Annotated in this window: 17 protein-coding genes; 15 read left to right on the plus strand and 2 right to left on the minus strand. The window is 72.1% G+C overall.

Annotation, left to right across the window (positions count from 1 at the left end; all coding sequences use genetic code 11):
- Nucleotides 1–98: 98 nt before the first annotated feature.
- The gene (gene cobA / locus FREUN1FDRAFT_RS05960) at nucleotides 99–1,733 is read left to right on the plus strand and encodes a uroporphyrinogen-III C-methyltransferase (protein ID WP_083828579.1); all 1,635 of its coding nucleotides are present in this window, start codon (nucleotides 99–101) and stop codon (nucleotides 1,731–1,733) included.
- On the opposite strand, the gene FREUN1FDRAFT_RS05965 is transcribed toward cobA, so the two are convergent.
- Complete coding sequence (locus FREUN1FDRAFT_RS05965) at nucleotides 1,676–2,239, minus strand: sirohydrochlorin chelatase (RefSeq protein ID WP_232295064.1); 564 nt, start codon at nucleotides 2,237–2,239, stop codon at nucleotides 1,676–1,678. The two genes, cobA and FREUN1FDRAFT_RS05965, sit on opposite strands and share 58 nt — an antisense overlap.
- 610 nt (nucleotides 2,240–2,849) lie before the next feature.
- On the opposite strand from FREUN1FDRAFT_RS05965, the gene FREUN1FDRAFT_RS05975 reads away from it, so the two are divergent.
- The 5 genes from FREUN1FDRAFT_RS05975 (at nucleotide 2,850) to FREUN1FDRAFT_RS05995 (ending at nucleotide 8,586) form a co-directional block, all read left to right on the plus strand.
- Nucleotides 2,850–4,610 (plus strand): serine/threonine-protein kinase, encoded by a 1,761-nt coding sequence (locus FREUN1FDRAFT_RS05975; protein WP_035950319.1) that lies wholly within the window; start codon nucleotides 2,850–2,852, stop codon nucleotides 4,608–4,610.
- 74 nt (nucleotides 4,611–4,684) lie between these two features.
- On the plus strand, nucleotides 4,685–4,957 hold the full coding sequence (locus FREUN1FDRAFT_RS05980; RefSeq protein WP_006539079.1) for a hypothetical protein: 273 nt from the start codon (nucleotides 4,685–4,687) through the stop codon (nucleotides 4,955–4,957).
- Nucleotides 4,958–5,277: 320 nt separating this feature from the next.
- Nucleotides 5,278–6,483, plus strand: a complete 1,206-nt coding sequence (gene mqnC, locus FREUN1FDRAFT_RS05985; RefSeq protein ID WP_006539080.1) for a cyclic dehypoxanthinyl futalosine synthase — start codon at nucleotides 5,278–5,280, stop codon at nucleotides 6,481–6,483.
- A gap of 74 nt (nucleotides 6,484–6,557) precedes the next feature.
- Complete coding sequence (add, locus tag FREUN1FDRAFT_RS05990; protein WP_006539081.1) at nucleotides 6,558–7,796, plus strand: adenosine deaminase; 1,239 nt, start codon at nucleotides 6,558–6,560, stop codon at nucleotides 7,794–7,796.
- Between the two features lie 4 nt (nucleotides 7,797–7,800).
- On the plus strand, nucleotides 7,801–8,586 hold the full coding sequence (locus FREUN1FDRAFT_RS05995; protein ID WP_006539082.1) for a demethylmenaquinone methyltransferase: 786 nt from the start codon (nucleotides 7,801–7,803) through the stop codon (nucleotides 8,584–8,586).
- A gap of 463 nt (nucleotides 8,587–9,049) precedes the next feature.
- Here FREUN1FDRAFT_RS05995 and FREUN1FDRAFT_RS06000 read toward each other — a convergent pair whose 3' ends face one another.
- On the minus strand, nucleotides 9,050–9,679 hold the full coding sequence (locus tag FREUN1FDRAFT_RS06000; RefSeq protein ID WP_006539083.1) for a dienelactone hydrolase family protein: 630 nt from the start codon (nucleotides 9,677–9,679) through the stop codon (nucleotides 9,050–9,052).
- Nucleotides 9,680–10,327: 648 nt separating this feature from the next.
- On the opposite strand from FREUN1FDRAFT_RS06000, the gene FREUN1FDRAFT_RS06005 reads away from it, so the two are divergent.
- The 9 genes from FREUN1FDRAFT_RS06005 (at nucleotide 10,328) to nuoH (ending at nucleotide 21,142) form a co-directional block, all read left to right on the plus strand.
- Nucleotides 10,328–11,626, plus strand: coding sequence for a geranylgeranyl reductase family protein (locus FREUN1FDRAFT_RS06005; RefSeq protein WP_035950322.1), 1,299 nt, complete (start codon nucleotides 10,328–10,330; stop codon nucleotides 11,624–11,626).
- A 328-nt stretch (nucleotides 11,627–11,954) separates the two neighbouring features.
- Nucleotides 11,955–12,317 carry an NADH-quinone oxidoreductase subunit A gene (locus FREUN1FDRAFT_RS06010; protein WP_006539085.1) on the plus strand — a complete coding sequence of 121 codons (363 nt, stop codon included), beginning with the start codon at nucleotides 11,955–11,957 and terminating at the stop codon, nucleotides 12,315–12,317.
- The gene (locus tag FREUN1FDRAFT_RS47930) at nucleotides 12,308–13,102 is read left to right on the plus strand and encodes an NADH-quinone oxidoreductase subunit B family protein (RefSeq protein WP_006539086.1); all 795 of its coding nucleotides are present in this window, start codon (nucleotides 12,308–12,310) and stop codon (nucleotides 13,100–13,102) included. Before FREUN1FDRAFT_RS06010 ends, FREUN1FDRAFT_RS47930 begins: the two co-directional genes overlap by 10 nt.
- A complete protein-coding gene (locus tag FREUN1FDRAFT_RS06020) occupies nucleotides 13,095–13,784 on the plus strand; it encodes an NADH-quinone oxidoreductase subunit C (RefSeq protein ID WP_006539087.1) in 690 nt (229 codons plus the stop codon). Before FREUN1FDRAFT_RS47930 ends, FREUN1FDRAFT_RS06020 begins: the two co-directional genes overlap by 8 nt.
- 124 nt (nucleotides 13,785–13,908) lie before the next feature.
- Nucleotides 13,909–15,306 carry an NADH-quinone oxidoreductase subunit D gene (locus FREUN1FDRAFT_RS06025; RefSeq protein WP_006539088.1) on the plus strand — a complete coding sequence of 466 codons (1,398 nt, stop codon included), beginning with the start codon at nucleotides 13,909–13,911 and terminating at the stop codon, nucleotides 15,304–15,306.
- Nucleotides 15,306–16,034 (plus strand): NADH-quinone oxidoreductase subunit NuoE, encoded by a 729-nt coding sequence (gene nuoE, locus FREUN1FDRAFT_RS06030; RefSeq protein ID WP_006539089.1) that lies wholly within the window; start codon nucleotides 15,306–15,308, stop codon nucleotides 16,032–16,034. The genes FREUN1FDRAFT_RS06025 and nuoE overlap by 1 nt, the downstream gene beginning before the upstream one ends.
- Before the next feature lie 2 nt (nucleotides 16,035–16,036).
- On the plus strand, nucleotides 16,037–17,374 hold the full coding sequence (gene nuoF, locus FREUN1FDRAFT_RS06035) for an NADH-quinone oxidoreductase subunit NuoF (protein ID WP_006539090.1): 1,338 nt from the start codon (nucleotides 16,037–16,039) through the stop codon (nucleotides 17,372–17,374).
- 4 nt (nucleotides 17,375–17,378) lie between these two features.
- Nucleotides 17,379–19,811: an NADH-quinone oxidoreductase subunit G gene (locus FREUN1FDRAFT_RS06040; RefSeq protein WP_006539091.1), complete on the plus strand. Its 2,433-nt coding sequence runs from the start codon at nucleotides 17,379–17,381 to the stop codon at nucleotides 19,809–19,811.
- Nucleotides 19,808–21,142 (plus strand): NADH-quinone oxidoreductase subunit NuoH, encoded by a 1,335-nt coding sequence (nuoH, locus tag FREUN1FDRAFT_RS06045; protein WP_006539092.1) that lies wholly within the window; start codon nucleotides 19,808–19,810, stop codon nucleotides 21,140–21,142. The genes FREUN1FDRAFT_RS06040 and nuoH overlap by 4 nt, the downstream gene beginning before the upstream one ends.
- Nucleotide 21,143 lies beyond the last annotated feature (1 nt).

Consider the following 21,143-nt stretch of genomic DNA (forward strand, 5'->3'; position numbering starts at 1 on the left):
CCTCAGGTACTGCTCGGCAGCAGCGGCAGCTCGTAGCTGATGGTGACCCCGACCTGCGGTGACCTCTGGCCTGTACCGTGCACGCCGTGGTTCTCGCGATGATCGGGCCGGGCGCCCATCAACCTGGATCGGCCCCGGCCCCGGGCTCGGCCTCGGCCCTGGAGCCCACGACGACCGGGCGCCCGAGCACCGGCCGCGGCGGCCCTGGTGAGGTCTGGCTGGTGGGTGCCGGGCCGGGTGATCCCGGGCTGCTGACGGTCCGTGGCCGCGAGCTGCTCGCCGCCGCGGACGTGGTGGTCGCCGACCGGTTGGCCGCGGCCGTGCTGCTCGACGTGGTCCGGCCGGACGCTCGCATCATCCATGTCGGCAAGAGCCCGACGCGATCGCGCAGCCAGGACGAGGTCAACCAGATCCTGGTGGCTGAGGCCCGAACCGGTGCGATGGTGGTGCGGCTCAAGGGCGGTGACCCGTTCCTGCTCGGCCGCGGTGGTGAGGAGGCCGAGGCCTGCGCCGCCGCCGGTATCCGCGCCACCGTGGTCCCCGGTGTGACCTCCGCGATCGCCGCGCCGGCCTACGCCGGCATTCCCGTCACCCATCGCGGGGTGGCGCAGGACCTCACCATCGTGTCGGGCCACGTCCCGCCGGGTCATCCCGACTCGACGGTGGACTGGGCTGCGCTGGCGTCCTCACGCGCCACGGTCGTCGTGCTCATGGGGGTCGCCCGACTGATCGACATCGCCGACGCCCTGCTGCGCGGCGGACGTCCGCCGGAGACCCCGGCCGCTGTCATCGAACGTGGGACGACGCCCGCCCAGCGGGTGCTGCGGACGACGCTGGAGTCCATCGCCGTCGACGCCGTCGCCTTTCGGCTGCGCTCACCGGCCGTGCTGGTGGTCGGCCCGGTCGCGGCTCGGCGCGACGCCGCCGTTCTGCCTGATCAGGCGGCGGTGGGCTCGGCGGCCGATACCGGCGGCGACCGATCGACGGTCACCGGGCCCACCGGGCCGCTGGCGGGCGTCCGAGTGCTCGTGCCGCGGACGCGGGCTCGGCACAGCCTGCTCGCCCGCAGGCTGCGCGAGCTCGGCGCGGAGGCGGTCGAGACCGTGGTCAGCCGTCTCGTCCCGGCCACCGACGGCGCCGCCCTGCGGGAGGCGCTGCCGGGCGCGGACGGCCTGGTGCTGGCGGACGCGGACGAGGTCGCGGCGACCGTGACGCTGCTGCGTGCGGCCGGCGCCGACGTACGGGCCCTCGCCGGTCTGACCCTCATCGCCGCCTCCGACTCGGCCGCCGCCGCCCTGGACGCGCTGGGACTCGTCTCGGTGCGCTCCTCGGCCGAGGTCCAGGTCGCCAACCGAGTGGTGACCGAGGTGCCTGTGCCGGGGCTGCGGGTGGTGATCTGCGGGTCGGCGCCGCCGCCGGCGGGGATTCGGACGCTGCGCCGGGTCAGGCTGCTCACGGACGTCGCGGCGGAGCCGGACCCGAGGATCGCCGAGGAACTGCGGCACGGTGACCTCGACGCCGTCGCGCTCGCCTCCTCGACCGCGGCGCGCTGCCTGTTCGAGCTGTACGGGCCGCTGCCCGACACCGTCCGGGTCGCTGCCATGGGCCGCCGGACCGTCGAGGCCTGCGAGGCGGTGGGGCTGCGGGTGGACGCCGTGCCGGCGGAGCCCGGGATCTACCCCCTCGCGGCGGTCGTCGGCGAGCTTGTGACCGGTCGGCCGACACCCGGGTAGTAGCCGGGGCCGAGCCGGCCGACGGCGTCGTCGATGCGGGCCCGCACCGCCTGTACGACGCCCGCATGCAGCCCGAGCGGGCGGGTGATCGTCCAGCGGGTCGTGGGGTGCTCCGCCTGGGCGGCGGCCAGTGCCGCGGGTATGTCGCGGGTGGTGTGGTTGCCCTCGAACAGGAAGAACGGGTGCGCGATGATCTCCGAGCAGCCGGCACGGACCAGCGCGGCATAGCCCTGGGCGATGTCCGGGTGGACGACGTCGAGGAAGGCGGGTTCCACCGCCTGCCAGGCCGGTGCGGTGCTCGCCGTGCCCGCGCTCGCCGTGCCCGCGCTCGCCGTGCCTGCGTCTGCTGTGCCTGCGTCTGGCGAGCCCGCGTCTGCCGTGCCGGCGTGGAACAGCTCCTCGCCCACGGGGTCGCCGCCGCGGCCGAGCGCGCGCGCGAGCTCGATCACCATGGCATTCGCCTCGTCTCGGCGTGAGCCGTGTCCGATCACCAGTAGACCGCGCATGACCTCAAGTCTGCCGCCGCCCGCCCTGCGCCGCCGCTGGGGGACCGGGGGAGATGGGGCCGGAGCCACGGCAGGTATCGGGCGGAGCGGGAGAATACCGGGCGAATCGCCCCGACCACCCGGTTGAGTAACACGCCCGGGTGGTCGAAGTCCGTGCAAGCCCACGAGAACGGGCTTTCACTCCCCAATGGTGTGAACAGGCGTTCGACATGGGCGGGTCGGCGATGGTGTGCTCTTCCCGTACCTGCTGCCGCCGGCCCTGTCCCGTCGGCGGCCGCAGGTAGGCTCTCTCCTCGCCGGGTGCCCGAAGCGCCAGGCCCGCGCCGAAGCCGGCCTCTTTCTCCGCTTCCTCCGCTTCTCGCGAGAACGCGACCAGCGAGATCGTGCCGATCAGGCTACCGGTCGGCGCCGCGGCGTCGGAATGCGGACAGCGCACGGCCGCGCGGTCGCGGGCGCGTTAGCGTCGCGGTCGGCGATGCGTTTCATGACCCGGGTTCGGAGGTCTGTCATGGGCGCCGCCGAAGCGTGATGATGGCTGTGTTCGCGCGATGCGCGCGAACACCGGGCGCGTCGTTCGTGGCCGCGCCGACGAGCGGAGAGCGGGCGAGACGTGGCGGACCGATCGGCCCTCCGGTCGCAGGGAGAACCTCTGCACCCGGACGATCCGACGTCGATCGGGCGGTATGAGGTGATCGGCCGGCTGGGTGCCGGTGGCATGGGCCGGGTCTACCTCGCCCTCGACCAGCAGGGCCGCAAGGTGGCCATCAAGGTGATCCGGTCGGATCTCGCGGTGGATCCCCAGTTCCGGGACCGTTTCGCCGACGAGGTCGCCGCCGCGCGCCGGGTCGCTCCCTTCTGCACCGCACAGGTCCTCGACGCGGACCCGCACGCGCGCCGCCCCTACCTGGTCACCGAGTTCATCGACGGCGCCCGCCTCGACCGGGTGGTGGACGAATCCGGGGCGCTTCCGCTGTCGACCCTGCAGGGTGTGGCCGTGGGTGTCGCCTCGGCGCTGACCGCGATCCACGGCGCTGGCATCGTCCACCGCGATCTCAAGCCGAGCAACGTCCTGCTGTCCTACTCCGGCCCCAGGGTGATCGACTTCGGGATCGCCCGCGCGCTCGACGCGGTCAGCGGGAGGACCCAGACCGGGCTGGTCCTGGGCTCGGTCGGCTGGATGGCCCCGGAGCAGATGGAGGGCACGGCGCCGGTAGGCCCGGCCACCGACGTCTTCGCCTGGGGCCTGCTCGTCGCGTATGCCGCGGCCGGTGACCACCCCTACGGCGACGGCACCTACCTGGAGATGTCGGAGCGGGTGCTCACCACCGAACCCGATCTGCGCCAGGTTCCGCCCGCGCTGGCCGGCATCGTCAGCTCCGCCCTGCATCGTGATCCGCGGCGCCGTCCGTCCGCGGAGCAGCTGCTGCTGCGCCTGCTCGGTGACCGGGGTGGTGCCAAGGCGAACCCCCGGGTCGCGGCCACCGAGGTCATCGACAACACCTGGCCCAGCAGCCGGTCCGCCGCCGCGGCAGCGGCCGGTCTCGGGCTGGGCGCGGGCGCCGCGGGTGCGGGTGCGGGTGCCGCGTACGGTGCCGGCGCGGCCCAGCGGCCGGCGCAGACCCGGGTCGCGGGCGCCGGTGACGTCAGTGGCCGTTGGTGGGAGGCACCACCGGATGCCGCCCGCGGCGGCTCCGCGGGGGCGGGCCAGGCATACCAGCCCGGCCAGCCCGCGCCGGGCGCGGGCGGTCCGCAGCCGGCGCGTCGACGCAAGGGTGGATTCGTCCAGTACGGCGACCAACCCGACCTGGCCCGGTCAGGTGCCCCCTACCCGGCGGGCTCGGCCGGCCCCGGGCAGGCCGCACCGCGCGCCGCCCGCCCGGCGCCGCCACCCGCACCACCCGCGGCCCCCTACTACGAGGACGCCCCGCGCTCCGCGTACCGCGACGCCCACCGTCCGCCCTATGGTGACGCGCACCGCCCGCCGCCCGCGCCTCCGCCCGCGCCGGAACCAGCTCCCTACCGCGAGCCGCGCCGTCCGCGGCGGCGGTGGCGGCTGCGGATCCCGTTCAAGCGGACGATCATCTTCGTGTTGATGGTGTTGCTTCTGCTGTCCGCGGCCGACCAGATCGCGACGATGGTGGACGACAAGCGCCAGCAGATCTGGGACAAGATCGTCACCTCGGTCCGGGACACGGTGGACGACGAGATCATCGACCGGTTCCGGGGCAAGAGCGACGATCTGCGTAACCAGATCCCGGAGCTGAACAACGACAACATTGAGATTCCGTCCGCGGGCGACGAGAGTCTGCGCAGCCGGCTTGAGGACCTGCCCGGCGGGCTCTCGGGCCTGCTGCCGAACGGTTCGGGGTGACCCGGGCGCTGCCGTGTCTCCACGCGTGCGGGGTTGTCGGCATGAACCGGGCCTGACGCAGGTACACCGAGGGTATGGCGAACTTCACCAGCAAGGTCCAGGAGCTGCTCCACAGCCCCAAGGCCCAGGAGATGGTCGACAAGGCCCGGACGGTGGCGAACAAGCCGGAGAACCGGGAGAAGTTCAAGCACCTGACCAGCAAGTTCACCGGCAAGGGCCGGGGACCGGGCGGCGGCTCGACCGGCCAGGGCCACACGTCGAGCACGCCGAGCACCGGGCCCTCCGGTCCGATCGGTGGCGCGGGGCGCGGCTCCGGCGACAACCCGTCGGACTACGGGCCCTTTTGAGTAGTCGGGTGGTTGGGCCCTTCTGCGTAGCTCGTGACGGCGAGCGGCCGGGCCTCGCCTCCGCCCGGGCCGGTGCCCCCGGAGGCCCGGATCCGGCCAGGGCGAACTGGCGAACCGTCGGTGCCGTCGCTGCTGTTGAGCAAGATCTGAGGATTCTGGTCGCCGGCACGACCAGAATCCTCAGATCTTCGAGCGGTGGCTTCGGGTCTTCGAACGGTGGCTTCGGGCCGCCGTCGGCCAACAACCGATCGTGGTTGTCCGGGAGCGGGTGCGCTCGCGTTCCGATCGGTCCAGGCGGTACAGGTCGTACGATCTGACGGGTGAGCCTTGTTGATGCCGACGGTGAGTCCCCGGCGGGTCCGGCCCGCGTGGCTGACGGCGAGATCCGCGCCCTGCTGGATCGCGCGGCCGACGGCGGGCGGATCTCGCCGGAAGAGGCGTTGCTGCTTTACACGTCCGCGCCGCTGCACGCGCTCGGCCTGGCCGCCGACACCGTGCGCCGCCGCCGGTTCCCCGACGGGATCGCGACCTACATCATCGACCGGAACATCAACTACACGAACGTCTGCGTGACCGCCTGCCGGTTCTGCGCCTTCTACCGGGCGCCGAAGCACGCCGAGGGCTGGGTGCGCGAGCTGGACGACATCGTGGCCAAGTGCGGTGAGGCCGTCGAACTCGGGGCGACGCAGATCATGCTCCAGGGCGGCCACCATCCCGAGTTCGGGATCGAGTGGTACGAGCGGACGTTCGCCGGCATCAAGGCGGCGTATCCGCAGCTGGCACTGCACTCGCTCGGGGCCAGCGAGGTCGTCCACATCGCCCGGACGTCCGGCCTGGAGCACGCGGAGGTCATCACCAGGCTGCGTGACGCCGGGCTGGACAGTTTCGCCGGTGCCGGTGCCGAGATCCTCACCGAGCGGCCGCGGCACGCGATCGCCCCGCTCAAGGAGCCGGGTCATGTCTGGCTGTCGGTGATGGAGACGGCGCACGGCCTCGGCCTGGAGTCGACGGCGACGTTCATGATGGGCACCGGCGAGACGAACGCCGAGCGCATCGAGCACATGCGGATGATCCGGGACGTCCAGGACCGTACCGGTGGTTTCCGGTCGTTCATCCCGTGGACGTACCAGCCGGAGAACAACCACCTGGGCGGTCGGACGCAGGCGACCACCCTCGAGTACCTGCGGCTGGTGGCCGTCGCGCGGCTGTTCTTCGACAACGTCGCGCACCTGCAGGGCTCGTGGCTGACGACCGGCAAGGAGGTCGGGCAGCTCACCCTGCACATGGGCGCCGACGATCTCGGCTCGGTCATGCTGGAGGAGAACGTCGTCTCCTCCGCCGGTGCCCGGCACCGGACCAACCGCGCCGAGCTGATCCACCTGATCCGCTCGGCGGGGCGGATTCCGGCCCAGCGGGACACCCTCTACCGGCACCTCGTCGTGCACAGCGACCCGGCGTTGGACCCGGTCGACGACCGGGTGGCCTCCCACTTCTCGTCGACGGCCCTGCCGCTGGTGGCGAGCTGACCCCCGAGCGGGCCGCCGCGGCGGCCTCTGGGCCTGCGGCGTCCGCGTACGGGTCGGCGTCCGAGGTCGGGTCGGTGTCCGAGACCGGGCCGAAGATCGAGTTGCACGTCCACCTGGAGGGGACGGTGCGGCCTGAGATGCTGCTCGCGATGGGCCGCCGCAACAACGAGGCGCTGCCGGCCCGCACCGTCGAGGGCATCGCCGAGCTTTACCGGTTCCGGGACTTCGACCACTTCATCAAGGTCTGGGTCCTCACCACCCACGTCATGCGGACGGCCGACGACTTCCGGGAGGTCGTCGTCGACTACGCCCGCCGCGCGGCCGAGCAGGGCGCCGTGTACCTGGAGGGGATCTTCTCCCCCTGGTACCGGGTGCACCGGGGCGTGCCGTGGGAGGAGATCTTCACCGGCTACGCGGACGGCGCGTGCGAGGCACGCGAGCGGTTCGGGGTCGAGGTGCGGCTAACCCCCGACATCGACCGGGTGCTCCCCCCGGAGGCCGCGATGGACGTCGTGCGCTGGTCGTCGCGGTTCGTCGACCGCGGTGTCGTCGGGATCGGCCTCGGCGGCCCCGAGGTGGGCTATCCGCCGGAGCCGTACGCGCCGGTCTTCGCCGCCGCCGCCGACGCGGGGCTCGCCGCCGTCCCGCACGCGGGGGAGACTGCCGGGGCGGAGTCGGTGCGTGGCGCGCTGCACGCGCTGGGCGCACGGCGGATCCGCCACGGCGTGCGCGCGCTGGAGGACCCCGACCTGGTCGCGGAGCTCGTCGAGCGGAACATCGTGCTGGACGTCTGCCCGGTGTCGAACCTGCGCACCGGCGTCGTGCGCGACCTGGCCGACCATCCGCTGCCCGCGCTGGTCGCGGCCGGACTGCGCTGCTCGCTGGCGACGGACGACCCCGCGATGTTCGGCACCGACCTCGAACGGGAGTACGCGATCGCCGCGGGCCTCGGGGTGTCGCTGCGGGAGGTGTTCGCCGCCGGGCTGGCCGGTGCGCTCTGTGACGAGGGCACCCGGGTGAGGCTGGCGGCGGCCGCCGCGCGTACCGACTGGGACCGGGTGCAGGCCGCGGCAGCCGCCGCCAGCGCCGCGGCGATCGCCGGCAGCCCCGTGGTATCCGGCAGCGTCCGCGACGGCGGCCGTGGCAGCGACGGCGGCCGTGGCAGCGACGGCGGCTGTGGCAGCGACGGCGGCTGTGGCAGCGACGGCGGCCGTGACGGCGGAGCCGACCGTGGCAGCGGCAGCGGCATCGCGGTGGCGGTCGACCGGACCGGGGTAGAGCAGGCACCGTCGATGGCGAGCACAGAGGGATGAACCAGTGAGCCGAGCGGGACTGGACAAGAAGCCCGACCAGGTCGCCGCGATGTTCGACCAGGTCGCACGGCGTTACGACCTGACGAACGCGGTGCTGTCGGCCGGCCTTGACCGAACCTGGCGGACGGCCACCGCGCGGGCGCTGGATCTGGCCCCCGGTCTGCGTGTCCTCGACGTCGCGGCCGGCACCGCCACGTCGTCGCGGGCGTTCGCGGACTCCGGTTCGGACGTGGTGGCCTGCGACTTCTCCCTCGGGATGCTGGCGGAGGGCCGTCGGCGCCTCGCCGACCGCGCGCGGTCGGCCGCCACGGCCGCGACCACGACGGCCTCGGGCACAGGCGCCGGCGCGGGCGGTCCGGTCGGCGGCCGGGTGCTGCTCACGGCGGGTGACGGTCTGCGGCTGCCCTTCGCCGACGAGTCGTTCGACCGGGTGACCATCTCGTTCGGGCTGCGTAACGTCGCCTCCGTCGACGTCTGCCTCGGCGAGCTGCTGCGCGTCACCCGGCCGGGCGGTGTGCTGGCGGTCTGCGAGTTCAGCCGGCCGGTGTGGCGGCCGGTGCGCACGGTGTACATGGAGTACCTGATGCGCGCCCTGCCCGCGGTGGCGCGGGCGGTCAGCAGCAACCCCGACTCTTATGTGTACCTCGCCGAGTCCATCCGGGCCTGGCCCGGGCAGGCGGAGCTGGCGGAGCTCGTCCGCTCGGCGGGCTGGACGAGGGTGAACTGGCGCAACCTCAGCGGCGGCATCGTCGCCGTGCACCGGGCGGTGCGGCCCGGCGGGCAGGACTGACCAGGCACCCCTCGCGACCTGCCGGACCGGTCTGGGCTCGTCGCTCGTCCGAAGAGCTGAGGACCTTCGTCGTCCCGGCGCCCGGCGCGGAATCCCGAGCTTCGGGCTCCGCTGTCCCCGAGCAAGAAGCTCCGCTGCCCCCTGTCCCTGAGCAAGAAGCTCTGCTGTCCCCGAGTAAAGAGTGAGGATTTTGGCTGTTGCAGCGACCGAAATCCGTACTTCTTGCGGATCGTCTATTGACTCCGCGTCCGTTTTTGTCCGCGTTTGCGTGAATTGCGCTGCATGGCGGCGCGGGATCAGCGGGATTTCCCGATGGGTTGCCGTGCGCGGGTAGGCACGGACCGCCAGCGGCGGCTCGGCCGGCAGCCGGACTGGACGGGCTGACTGGGTCGGGACTGGACGGGCTGACTGGGCTGGGACTGGGCCGGGCAGGACTGGCTGGCTGGCTGGCGTGGACGCGAGGCTACCGGGGGACGTGGGCCTCGAGCCAGGCGAGAGTGCGGGCCCAGGCATCGTGGGCGGCCGCGGCGTCGTAGGAGTCCGGTCGGGCGTCGTTGTGGAACGAGTGGCCGACCCCGGGGTAGAGCACGATCTCCGTGTCGACGTCGGCGAGGGAGACCGCCATCCGCAGGTGCTCCACCTGCTCGACCGGTGTCGACGGGTCGAGGTCGCCGTACAGGCCCAGCCAGGGGCTCTGCAGGCTGGTGGCGACCTCGAGCTGAGAGGGCTCCCCGAAGCGCCCGTCCTCGATCCCGCCCCCGTAGAACGTGACCGCCGCCGCGAGCGGGCGGTGGACCGCGGCGTGGAAGGCGAGGCTGCCGCCCATGCAGAATCCGACGACCGCGCTTCGGTCGATCGGTGTTCCCGACTCGGCGAGGACCATCAGCCCGGAGTCCAGGTCGTCGAGGATGTCGTCACCGGCCAGCCGCCCGCGCAGCGCGAGCGCCGCTCCGGCGTCCGAGTGGTCGAACACGGGCGATCCCTGCCGGTGGTAGAGGTCCGGGGCGACGGCCCGCCAGCCGGCGTCCGCGAACCTGCGGCACACGTCGGTGATGTGGTCGGTGAGACCGAACACCTCGTGCAGGATGAGCACTCCGCCGCGGACGGTACGCCCGGGTTCCGCGATGAAGGCGGGGTGGGGCCGTCCGCCGTGGTGAGGACGACTGTTTCTGATGTCATGACCGCGTCGCTCTCGGAGGTCGGTGGGGCCTGTCGATCCGTGCCGGAGATGATCGGCGGGCTCCGGGTCAGTGGGGGCGTCGGTCCGTGAGCGCGCGGGCCAGCGCGGGGTCATCCAGCTTTCGGGAACTACCCGGTTCGGATGGTCATGTCACCTCCTGGGCCGGGCCGGGCCCCGTCGGGCCCCCTCTGGCGGCGTCGGGTCGCTCGGGTCGGGCCCTGTCTGGTCGTATCGCCTCGCTCGCGTCGGCCCTGTCCGGCCGTGTCGGCCCGCTCGGGTCGGGTGCTGTCGGGCGGGTCGGTCCGTCGCCGGTCTGGCCCGGACGGGCCAGAACGAAGGTGCCATCGGTTGCCGGGCTGTAGCGCTGTGTCGTCGCCCTGGGGTGTCGGTTGACTGTTCTTCTTTTCTGGAGGTCCTGGTTGGTGCCTCAGGGCCGGCCAAGGCCTACACTTCGGCGTGGCGCTCGTGAAGAATTTCACGAGCGCGCAAGCAGGGGATCTGGAACAAGGCCGGCGATCGGCCGACAGGCGTGGGAATCCGGAGCAGCGTGTGACCACAGGGATGGCGAAACGAGACGGCGCCCGAACGGACGACCGCCGCGACGCCGACGTCATCGTGGTGGGCGCGGGGCCCGGCGGGTCGGCGGCGGCCTACCACCTGGCCCGCACCGGCCTCGATGTGCTGCTGCTGGAGAAGAGCACCTTCCCGCGTGAGAAGGTCTGCGGTGACGGGCTGACCCCCCGTGCCGTGCGCAGCCTCGTCGAGATGGGGATCGACACCTCCACCGAGGCCGGCTGGCTGCGGAACAAGGGGCTGCGCATCGTCGGTGGCGGGGTGCGGCTCGAGCTGCCGTGGCCGGAGCTCGCGAGCTGGCCCGACTACGGGCTCGTCCGGCCCCGCGCGGACTTCGACGAGATGCTCGCGCGACACGCCGTGAAGGCCGGGGCGCGGTTGCGGGAGGCGACGTCGGTGACCGGCCCGCTGCGCGACGAGCGCACGGGGCGGGTGATCGGGGTGACCGCCCGGTCGGGGGTGGACCGGGCGCCGGTGAACTTCCACGCGCCGGTCGTCGTCGCGGCGGACGGGAACAGCGCGCGTATCGCGCTCGCGCTCGGGATTCGCCGGCGGGAGGACCGACCGCTCGGCGTGGCGGTGCGCCGCTACTACCGCAGCCCGCGTACCAACGACGACTTCCTGGAGTCCCATCTCGAGCTGTGGGAGGGCAAGCCGAGGGAGAGCCGGCTCCTTCCCGGATACGGCTGGATCTTCGGTATGGGTGACGGCACCAGCAATGTCGGCCTGGGCATGCTGAACACCGCGACGGCCTTCCAGAACACCGACTACCGGGACCTGCTGGGGCGATGGCTGTCGCCGCTGCCGGCGGAGTGGGGATTCGGCGAGGAGAACGCGCTCGGGCCGGTGCGCGGGAGTGCCCTGCCGATGGCGTTCAACCGCACCCCGCACTACCAGGACGGTGTTCTGCTCGTCGGTGACGCCGGCGGGATGGTGAACCCGTTCAACGGTGAGGGCATCGCCTATGCGATGGAGTCGGGCCGCATTGCGGCGGAGACGATCGTGCTCGCGCTCGCCCGGCACTCGGGGCCGGCCCGTGAGCGGGCGCTGGCCCGTTATCCGGAGATCATCCGGGAGACCTATGGGGGCTATTACACCCTGGGTCGCTTCTTTGTACAGCTCATCGGGAATCCAACCGTGATGGGCCTCGGTACCCGGTACGGACTGCCTCGGCCGACGCTGATGCGCTTCGTCCTGAAGATCATGGCTAATCTCACCGATCCGCAGGGAGGTGATGCCGCCGACCGACTGATCAACGCACTTACCCGGCTGACTCCCGCATCCTGACTGCCGCCTCCGACGTCCGCCCACCGGCCCGCGACCCTCGACCCGGTCGAGTGAAGCGGATTTTCGTCCGGCCCGCGGGCTACGGACGGAAGAGTGTTTCGGCCGCGATCCGTCCGTGCTCGGGCGGGTGTCGCGGCGCTGGTCGGGAGAACAATCCCGGTGCGACCGGGAAAAGAGAGGTCGCGTAGGCTGCACCCGCACTCACGCCGCTGGCCGGGGTGGGAGCGTGAAGTACCGGTTGGCCCGGGAGGGGCGCGTTACGGCGACCGCGCCCGGCGAACCGCCACCAAGACGTCCGCACCAAACATTCGAAGGAGAGGAGTTCGGCATGCTTGACAGTTATGTGCCGATCCTCGTTCTGCTCGCGATCGCGATGCTGTTCGCGGTTGGTTCCGTGGTGGTGAGCACCCTGGTCGGCCCGAAACGGTTCAACCGTGCCAAGGTCGACATCTACGAGTGCGGTATCGAACCCGAGCCGGTGCCGGCCGGGCCGCACCGGTTCCCGGTGAAGTACTACATCACCGCGATGCTCTTCATCGTCTTCGACATCGAGATCATCTTCCTGTTCCCGTGGGCCGTCGCGTTCGACAGTCTCGCGGTCTTCGGTCTCGGCGCGATGGTGTCGTTCATGGCGACGATCTTCGTCGCCTACGCCTACATGTGGCGCCGGGGGGGTCTGGAATGGGACTAGAAGAGAAGCTTCCCGGTGGAGTGCTGCTGACCACCGTCGAGATGCTGGCCAACTGGTCACGACGCTCGTCGCTGTGGCCGGCCACCTTCGGCCTGGCCTGCTGTGCCATCGAGATGATGTCGACCGGTGCCGGTCGGTACGACCTGTCCCGCTTCGGGATGGAGGTCTTCCGGGCCAGCCCCCGCCAGGCCGACCTCATGATCGTGGCCGGCCGGGTCAGCCAGAAGATGGCCCCGGTGCTGCGCCAGATCTACGACCAGATGCCCGAGCCCAAGTGGGTGCTGTCGATGGGTGTCTGCGCGAGCAGCGGCGGGATGTTCAACAACTACGCGATCGTGCAGGGCGTCGACCACATCGTGCCGGTCGACATGTACCTGCCCGGGTGCCCGCCGCGTCCCGAGATGCTGATGGACGCGATCATCAAGCTGCACGAGAAGATCCTCGCCGGGTCGGTCGCGGGCAAGGTCGAGCACACGAAGATCGGCTCGGCGCCCTACGCCAAGCCCATCGAGGTCGCTACCGCCCAGGCCGGCCTGCCGGCGGGGGCGCTCGACACCCGCACGCTGTCGGTCAACGACCGCAAGCGTTTCAGCATCCCCGAGGGCGCACCGGTCCCGGCCGGCCTCGGCGCCGTCGAGCCTTCGCTGGATGCCCGCCGCCCCGCCGCGATCGCCCCGCCGTCGGTCTTCGGCCGAGGCAAGCGGGTGCCGTTCGACGCGAAGCCGACCGACGAGTCCCGGGCCGGTGGTCCCGGCCCGAGCACGGAGACCCTGACCGATGACTGAGCTGGTTCCGGGCAGCGCCGGAGTGCCGGGGGGCCCGGGCGGCCGTCGCCGGGACGCCTTCGGCGCGCGCGGCAGCGGTGACACCTCCGGGTTCGGCGGGCTCGTGCCGCCGGTGCCCAGCCTGGCCTCCAGCGTCAGGCCGTTCGGGGACGACGCCGCGGACTCGGTGTACGACACCCTGGAGCGGGTCTTCCCCGAGCTGGGTGACGCCGTCGAGCGGGTCGTGTTCGCGTACGGCGAGCTGACGATCCACGTGCGCCGCGAGCGGCTGCTGGATGTAGCCTGGACGCTGCGCGACGACCCGGGCCTGCGCTTCGAGCTGCTGTCGTCGCTGTCCGGCGTCGACTATCCGGACGACCTCACCGGCCGCCGCCTGCATTCGGTCGTGCACCTGACCTCGATGACCCACCGCCGCCGGCTGCGCGTCGAGGTCTCGGTGGCCGACGGCGACCCGCACCTGCCGAGCCTGACCCCGGTCTGGCCGACCGCGGACTGGCACGAGCGCGAGGCCTACGACCTGTTCGGCCTCGTCTACGAGGGCCACCCGGGCCTGGCCCGGATCATGATGCCGGACGACTGGGTGGGCCACCCGCAGCGCAAGGACTATCCGCTCGGCGGCATCGCCGTCGACTACAAGGGCGCGCAGATCCCGCCCCCTGACACCCGCCGGAGCTACTCGTGACCGGGCTGCCGACCAGGCACCGCCCGGGTTGCACGCCGGAGCGGGTGGAGGCCGGGGCCGCGACTGGTACAGCCGCCCATATCCCGGCTGGCAGGTACACCCGAGCCGACATCCGAGGTTCGCTATGAGCACGCACACCGAGACGCCCGTCGACGCCGCGGGCGGGATGGCACCCGGCGGTCCGGCCGAGCCCGTCACCGGGGCGCAGCCCTACGAGGCAGGCTTCACCGAGTCGTCAGCCGGCCGCGTCTACACCGTCACCGGTGGTGACTGGGAGCAGGTCCTGGGCTCCGGCGAGTCCGACGGCGAGCGCATCACCGTCAACATGGGCCCCCAGCATCCGTCCACGCACGGCGTGCTGCGGCTGGTGCTGGAGATCGAGGGCGAGACGGTCACCGAGACCCGGATCGTCATCGGCTACCTGCACACCGGCATCGAGAAGAGCTGCGAGTACCGCACCTGGACTCAGGCGGTCACCTTCCTGACCCGGGCGGACTACCTGTCCCCGCTGTACAACGAGGCGGCCTACTGCCTGTCGGTGGAGAAGCTGCTCGGCATCACCGACGAGGTCCCCGAGCGGGCGACCGTCATCCGGGTGCTGGTCATGGAGCTGCAGCGGATCGCCTCGCACCTGGTGTGGCTGGCGACCGGCGGTATGGAGCTCGGCGCCACCACCGGCATGATCTTCGGTTTCCGTGAGCGGGAGAAGATCCTCGACCTGCTCGAGCTGATCACCGGCCTGCGGATGAACCACGCCTACATCCGCCCCGGCGGCCTCGCCCAGGACATCCCGGACGAGGCGATCCCGCGGATCCGCGAGTTCCTGGTCGACATGCCGAAGAGGATCCGCGAATACCACGCGCTGCTGACCGGCCAGCCCATCTGGAAGGCGCGGATGGTCGACGTCAACTTCCTCGACGCGGCCGCCTGCATCGCGCTGGGGACGACCGGCCCGGTGCTGCGTGCCGCCGGCCTGCCGTGGGACCTGCGCAAGACCATGCCGTACTGCGGCTACGAGACCTACGACTTCGACGTCCCCACCGCGCTTGAGGGCGACTCCTACGCCCGGTACCTGGTGCGGCTGGAGGAGATGGGCGAGTCCCTCAAGATCATCGAGCAGTGCCTGGACCGGCTGCGGCCCGGGCCGGTCATGGTCGCCGACAAGAAGATCGCCTGGCCGTCCCAGCTCTCGATCGGCTCCGACGGCATGGGTAACTCGCTCGACCACATCCGCAAGATCATGGGCACCTCGATGGAGGCCCTGATCCACCACTTCAAGCTCGTCACCGAGGGCTTCCGGGTGCCGGCCGGCCAGGTCTACACACAGATCGAGTCGCCGCGCGGCGAACTCGGCTACCACGTGGTCAGCGACGGCGGCACCAGGCCGTTCCGCGTCCACGTGCGTGACCCAAGCTTCGTCAATCTGCAGGCCGTGCCCGCGATGACGGAGGGCGGGCAGGTGGCCGACGTGATCGTCGGAGTTGCCTCCGTGGACCCGGTGCTCGGGGGAGTTGACCGCTGATGCCACTGACCGAACAGACCCGGGCTGCCGCCCGCGAGATCATCGCGCGCTACCCGGAGGGGCGTTCCCGCTCCGCGCTGCTGCCCATGCTGCACCTGGTGCAGTCGGAGGAGGGGGCGGTCACCGCGGAGGGCGTGGACTTCTGCGCCGAGCAGCTCGGCCTCACCCACGCCGAGGTCGGCGCGGTCGCGACCTTCTACACGATGTACAAGCGCCGTCCGGTCGGTGACTGGCTGGTCTCGGTGTGCACGAACCTGTCCTGCCTGCTGCGCGGCGGTGAGGACGTCTACAAGCGGCTGTCGGCGAACCTCGGGGTCGGGCACGACCAGACCACCGAGGACGGAACGATCACGCTGGAGCACGCCGAGTGCCTGGCGGCCTGCGACTACGCGCCGGTCATGACCGTGAACTACGAGTTCTACGACCAGGTCACCCCGGACTCCGCCGAGGGCATCGTGGACGCGCTGCGGCGCGGCGAGCGCCCGGCGCCGACCCGCGGCGGCCCGCTGTGCACGTTCGCCGAGGCGTCCTTCCAACTCGCCGGGTTCGCCGACCCGCGGCCCGACGGCGTCGCCGGCCCGGGCGTGGGGGAGCCGTCGCTCGCCGGGGTGCTGATCGCCGAGGCCGGCGGCTGGAAGCCCGAGGACGGCGTCGCCGGCGCCCCGCCGCTGACCCCGCTCCCGTCGACCGCGCCGCCGGCGGCCGCGCCGCAGACGAAGGTGAACTGACCATGCCTGTCACCCCGGTCCTCACCCGGCGCTGGAACGTGCCCGAGTCGTGGACGCTGGCGACCTACGAGCGTCTCGACGGCTACCAGGGCCTGCGCCGGGCGCTGGCGCAGGCGCCGGACGACCTCATCAAGCTCGTCAAGGACTCCGGCCTGCGCGGCCGGGGCGGCGCGGGCTTCCCCACCGGCATGAAGTGGGGCTTCATCCCGCAGGGCGACGGCAAGCCGCACTACCTCGTCATCAACGCCGACGAGGGCGAGCCGGGCACCTGCAAGGACGCCCCGCTGATGAAGGCCGACCCGCACTCGCTGATCGAGGGCATCGTGATCGCCGCCTACGCGGTGCGCGCGAACCGGGCCTTCATCTACCTGCGCGGCGAGCTGATCCACGCCGCGCGCCGCCTGCGGGCGGCCGTCGCGGAGGCGTACGAGGCCGGCTACCTGGGGCGGGACATCCTCGGTAGCGGTTTCGACCTCGAACTGGTGGTGCACTCCGGCGCCGGCGCCTACATCTGCGGCGAGGAGACCGCCCTGCTGGACTCGCTGGAGGGCCGGCGCGGCCAGCCGCGGCTGCGCCCGCCGTTCCCGGCGACCCACGGGCTGTACGCGTCCCCCACGGTCGTGAACAACGTCGAGACCATCGCCACGGTGCCCTTCATCGTGAACTACGGCGTCGACTGGTTCCGCTCGATGGGGCGGGAGCGGGCCCCGGGCCCGAAGATCTACAGCCTGTCCGGCCATGTGACCAGGCCCGGCCAGTACGAGGCACCGATGGGCACGACTCTGCGCGAGCTGCTGGAGATGGCGGGCGGTGTGCTCGGCGGCCGGAAGCTGAAGGCCTGGACGCCCGGTGGCTCGTCCACCCCGCTGCTCACCGCCGACCACCTGGACGTCCCGCTGGACTTCGAGGGCGTGCAGGAGGCCGGGTCACTGCTCGGCACCGCGGCACTGATGATCATGGATGAGACCGTCGACATGCTGCCGGTGGTCCGCCGCCTCACCCAGTTCTACGCACACGAGTCGTGCGGCAAGTGCACTCCCTGCCGGGAAGGCACCACCTGGATGGTGCAGATCCTCTCCCGGATGGAGCGCGGCCACGGCGACTCCGACGACGTCGACACCCTCGTCGACGCCTGCGACAACATCTTCGGACGCGCGTTCTGCGCGCTCGCGGACGGCGCCACCTCGCCGATCGTCTCCGGGATCAAGCACTTCCGGAACGAGTTCCTCCCGATCACTCCGGTGGGCCCGTCGGGCTCCACCCCGTCCGGCTCGGCGAACGGCACGGCCGCTGCAAGCAAGGCCGCGGACACGCCGGGCGCCTACGCGGGAGCGCACTGAGATCATGACTGTCGCCCCAGAGAAGCCGGCCGCGCCGGCCGCCCCCGACCACGTCACGCTCACCGTCGACGGCCTCGAGGTGAGCGTGCCGAAGGGCACCCTGATCATCCGGGCCGCGGAGCAGCTGGGAATCGAGATCCCGCGCTTCTGCGACCATCCGCTGCTGGACCCGGTCGGGGCCTGCCGGCAGTGCATCGTCGAGGTCGAGGGCCAGCGCAAGCCGGTCGCGTCCTGCACGACCACGGTCGCCGCGGACATGGTGGTGAAGACCCAGCTCTCCTCGCCGGTGGCCGCGAAGGCCCAGGCGGGGACGCTGGAGTTCCTTCTCCTCAACCACCCGCTCGACTGCCCGATCTGCGACAAGGGCGGTGAGTGCCCGCTGCAGAACCAGTCGATGGCGAACGGCGCCGCCACCTCCCGGTTCAAGGAGACGAAGCGGGCCTACCCCAAGCCGCTGGCGATCTCCACCCAGATCCTGCTGGACCGCGAGCGCTGCGTGCTGTGCGCGCGGTGTACCCGGTTCTCCGCGCAGATCGCCGGTGACCCGTTCATCGAGCTGTTCGAGCGGGGCGCGGCCGAGCAGGTCGCCGTCAGCGACGGGCAGCCGTTCTCGTCCTACTTCTCCGGCAACACCGTGCAGATCTGCCCGGTCGGCGCGCTCACCAGCGCCGCCTACCGGTTCCGGGCCCGGCCGTTCGACCTGGTGTCGACGCCGACGTCCTGCGAGCACTGCGCGGCCGGCTGCTCGCTGCGCACCGACCACCGTCGCGGCAAGGTGACCCGGCGCCTCGCCGCCGAGGACCCGGCGGTGAACGAGGAGTGGAACTGCGACAAGGGCCGCTTCGCGTTCACCTACGCCCGCCAGGCCGATCGGCTCACCACCCCGCTGATCCGCGACGACAACACCGGTGAGCTGGTCGAGGCCAGCTGGTCCGAGGCGTTGGAGTACGCGGCCCGGGGGCTGGCCGAGTGCCGCGACCGCAACGGTGTCGGCGTCCTGGCCGGCGGCCGGCTGACCCGCGAGGACGCCTACGCCTACGCCAAGTTCGCCCGGCTGGCGCTGCGCACCAACGACGTGGACTTCCGCGCCCGCCCGCACTCCGCCGAGGAGGAGGCCTTCCTCGGCAGCGTCGTCGCGGGCACCGGGATCGGTGTCACCTACGCCGATCTGGAGGCCGCGCCCGCCGTCCTGCTCGTGGCGTTCGAGCCCGAGGAGGAGTCCGCCGTCGTCTTCCTGCGGCTGCGCAAGGCCGCCACCAAGCGCGGCACCGCGGTGCACGCGCTCGCGCCGCTGACCACCCGTGGGCTGCGCAAGCTGGCCGGCACGCTGATCCCGGTCCTGCCCGGCGGCGAGGCCGCGGTGCTGGACGAGCTGGCAGCCGGGTCGTCGGCCACCGTCGAGGCGCTGCGCGCCCCCGGTGCGGTGATCCTGGTCGGCTCCCGGGCCGCCGAGTCACCCGGTGCGCTGTCGGCGGCCCTGCGGCTCGCCGCGGCCACCGGCGCCGCGCTGGCCTGGGTTCCACGCCGCGCCGGTGAGCGCGGGGCGGTCTCCGCCGGCCTGCTGCCGTCGCTGCTTCCGGGCGGGCGCCCGGTGGCGGACGTCGGTGCCCGCGCCGAGGTCGAGTCCTTCTGGGGCGCTCCGCTGCTCGGCGCGCCGGGCCGGGACACCGCCGGCATCCTGGCCGCCGCCGAGGCGGGCCGGCTCGACGCGGTCATCGTCGCCGGCGTGGACGCCGAGGACCTGCCCGACCCGGCCGGCGCGCTGGCCACCCTGGCCCGGGTGCCGTTCTGCGTGTCGCTGGAGATCCGCCGCTCGTCCATCGCGGCGGTCGCGGACGTGGTGTTCCCGGTCGCTCCGGTCGCGGAGAAGGCGGGCGCGTTCGTGAACTGGGAGGGGCGCCTGCGCCCGTTCCAGCGGGCGCTGGACACCCCCGCGCTGCCCGACCTGCGGGTGCTGCACCTGCTCGCCGCCGAGATGGGCGTCGACCTGCTCCTGCCGGATGCGGGCGCGGCCGCGCGGGAGCTGAACGAGCTCGGCCGGGCCGGCGACGAGACCCACCGCAGCCAGCCGCCGACCGACATCGGGCTCGCCCCGGCGACCGCCGGGCCGGGGGAGGCGCTGCTCGCGACCTGGCACCTCAACCTCGACGACGGTGCCCTGCAGGCCGGTGAGATCTACCTCGCCGGGACCGCGCGCCCGCCGCGTCTGCTGCTGTCCGCGGCGACTGCGGCCGAGATCGGCGCGGTCGAGGGCCAGCCGGTCACCGCGAGCACGGCCCGCGGTTCGGTGACCCTGCCGCTGGAGATCATCGAGATGCCGGACCGGGTGGTCTGGGTACCGACCCACTCCCCGGGCTCCCACGTCCGCCGTTCGCTGGCGGAGCACGCCGGGGTGCTGGTCCGCCTCACCACCGACATCACCGGAGGCCGGGCATGACCGGGACCTCGACGCTCCTGCTCGCCGCGAACGTCGGCGACCCGGACACATCCGTCCTCACCGACGACCCGTTCTGGCTCATCCTGCTCAAAGCGGTCGTGGTCTTCGGGTTCCTGCTCGTGATGACGCTGTTCTCGATCGTCTTCGAGCGCAAGGTCGTCGCGAAGATGCAGCAGCGGATCGGGCCGAACCGGCACGGCCCGCGCGGCTGGCTGCAGAGCCTCGCCGACGGCGTGAAGCTCATGCTCAAGGAAGACATCATCCCGGCGCTGGCCGACAAGCCGATCTTCATCCTGGCGCCGATCATCTCGGCGGTGCCGGCGTTCGCGGCGTTCGCCTGCATCCCGTTCGGGCCCGAGGTGTCGATCTTCGGTGAGCGCACCCTGCTGCAGCTCGCGGACCTGCCGGTCGGCGTGCTGTACCTGCTGGCGGCCGCGTCGATCGGGGTATACGGCCTGATCCTCTCCGGCTGGTCCAGCGGGTCGACGTACCCGCTGCTGGGCTCGCTGCGGTCGGCCGCGCAGATCATCTCCTACGAGGTCGCGATGGGCCTGGCGTTCGTCGCGGTCTTCATCTACGCCGGCACGCTCAGCACCGCGGGCATCGTGCAGAGCCAGCACGACTGGTGGTATGTCGCGCTGCTGCCGTCGTTCGTCCTGTACGTCATCGCGATGGTCGGTGAGACGAACCGGACCCCCTTCGACCTGCCCGAGGCCGAGGGCGAGCTGGTCGGTGGCTTCCACACCGAGTACAGCTCGATCAAGTTCGCGTTCTTCTTCCTCGCCGAGTACATCAACATGGTCACCGTGTCGGCGATCGCGACCACGCTGTTCCTCGGCGGCTGGCAGCCGCCGCCGATTCCGGGGCTGTCCGGGCTGGACCACGGGTGGTTCCCGCTGATCTGGTTCGTCGGCAAGCTGCTGGCGTTCATCTTCTTCTTCATCTGGCTGCGGGGAACGCTGCCGCGGCTGCGCTACGACCAGTTCATGGCCTTCGGCTGGAAGGTCCTGATCCCGGTCGGACTCGTCTGGGTGTGCGCGGTCGCCACGTTCCGCGCCTACCAGCAGCACGTCACCGACCGGACACCCTGGCTCATCGGCTTCGGGGTCGTGGTCGGCATCCTGCTCATCGTCGCGATCATCGATCCGGGCGCGGCCAAGGCAGCGCGCGAGCAGGAGGAGGCCGAGCGGGAACGGGCCGAATCGGCTCCGAGCCTGGACAACATTCCCTGGCCGCCGCCGCAGGGCGGCCCGGCACGGGCGATCGCCGGGCTCGACAAGGGAAACACCACCGTCATCCCCGCGGGCGCCGGCCCGCGTCAGGAGAGCTGAA

The sequence above is a fragment of the Parafrankia sp. EUN1f genome (assembly GCF_000177675.1).
GTDB lineage: Bacteria > Actinomycetota > Actinomycetes > Frankiales > Frankiaceae > Parafrankia.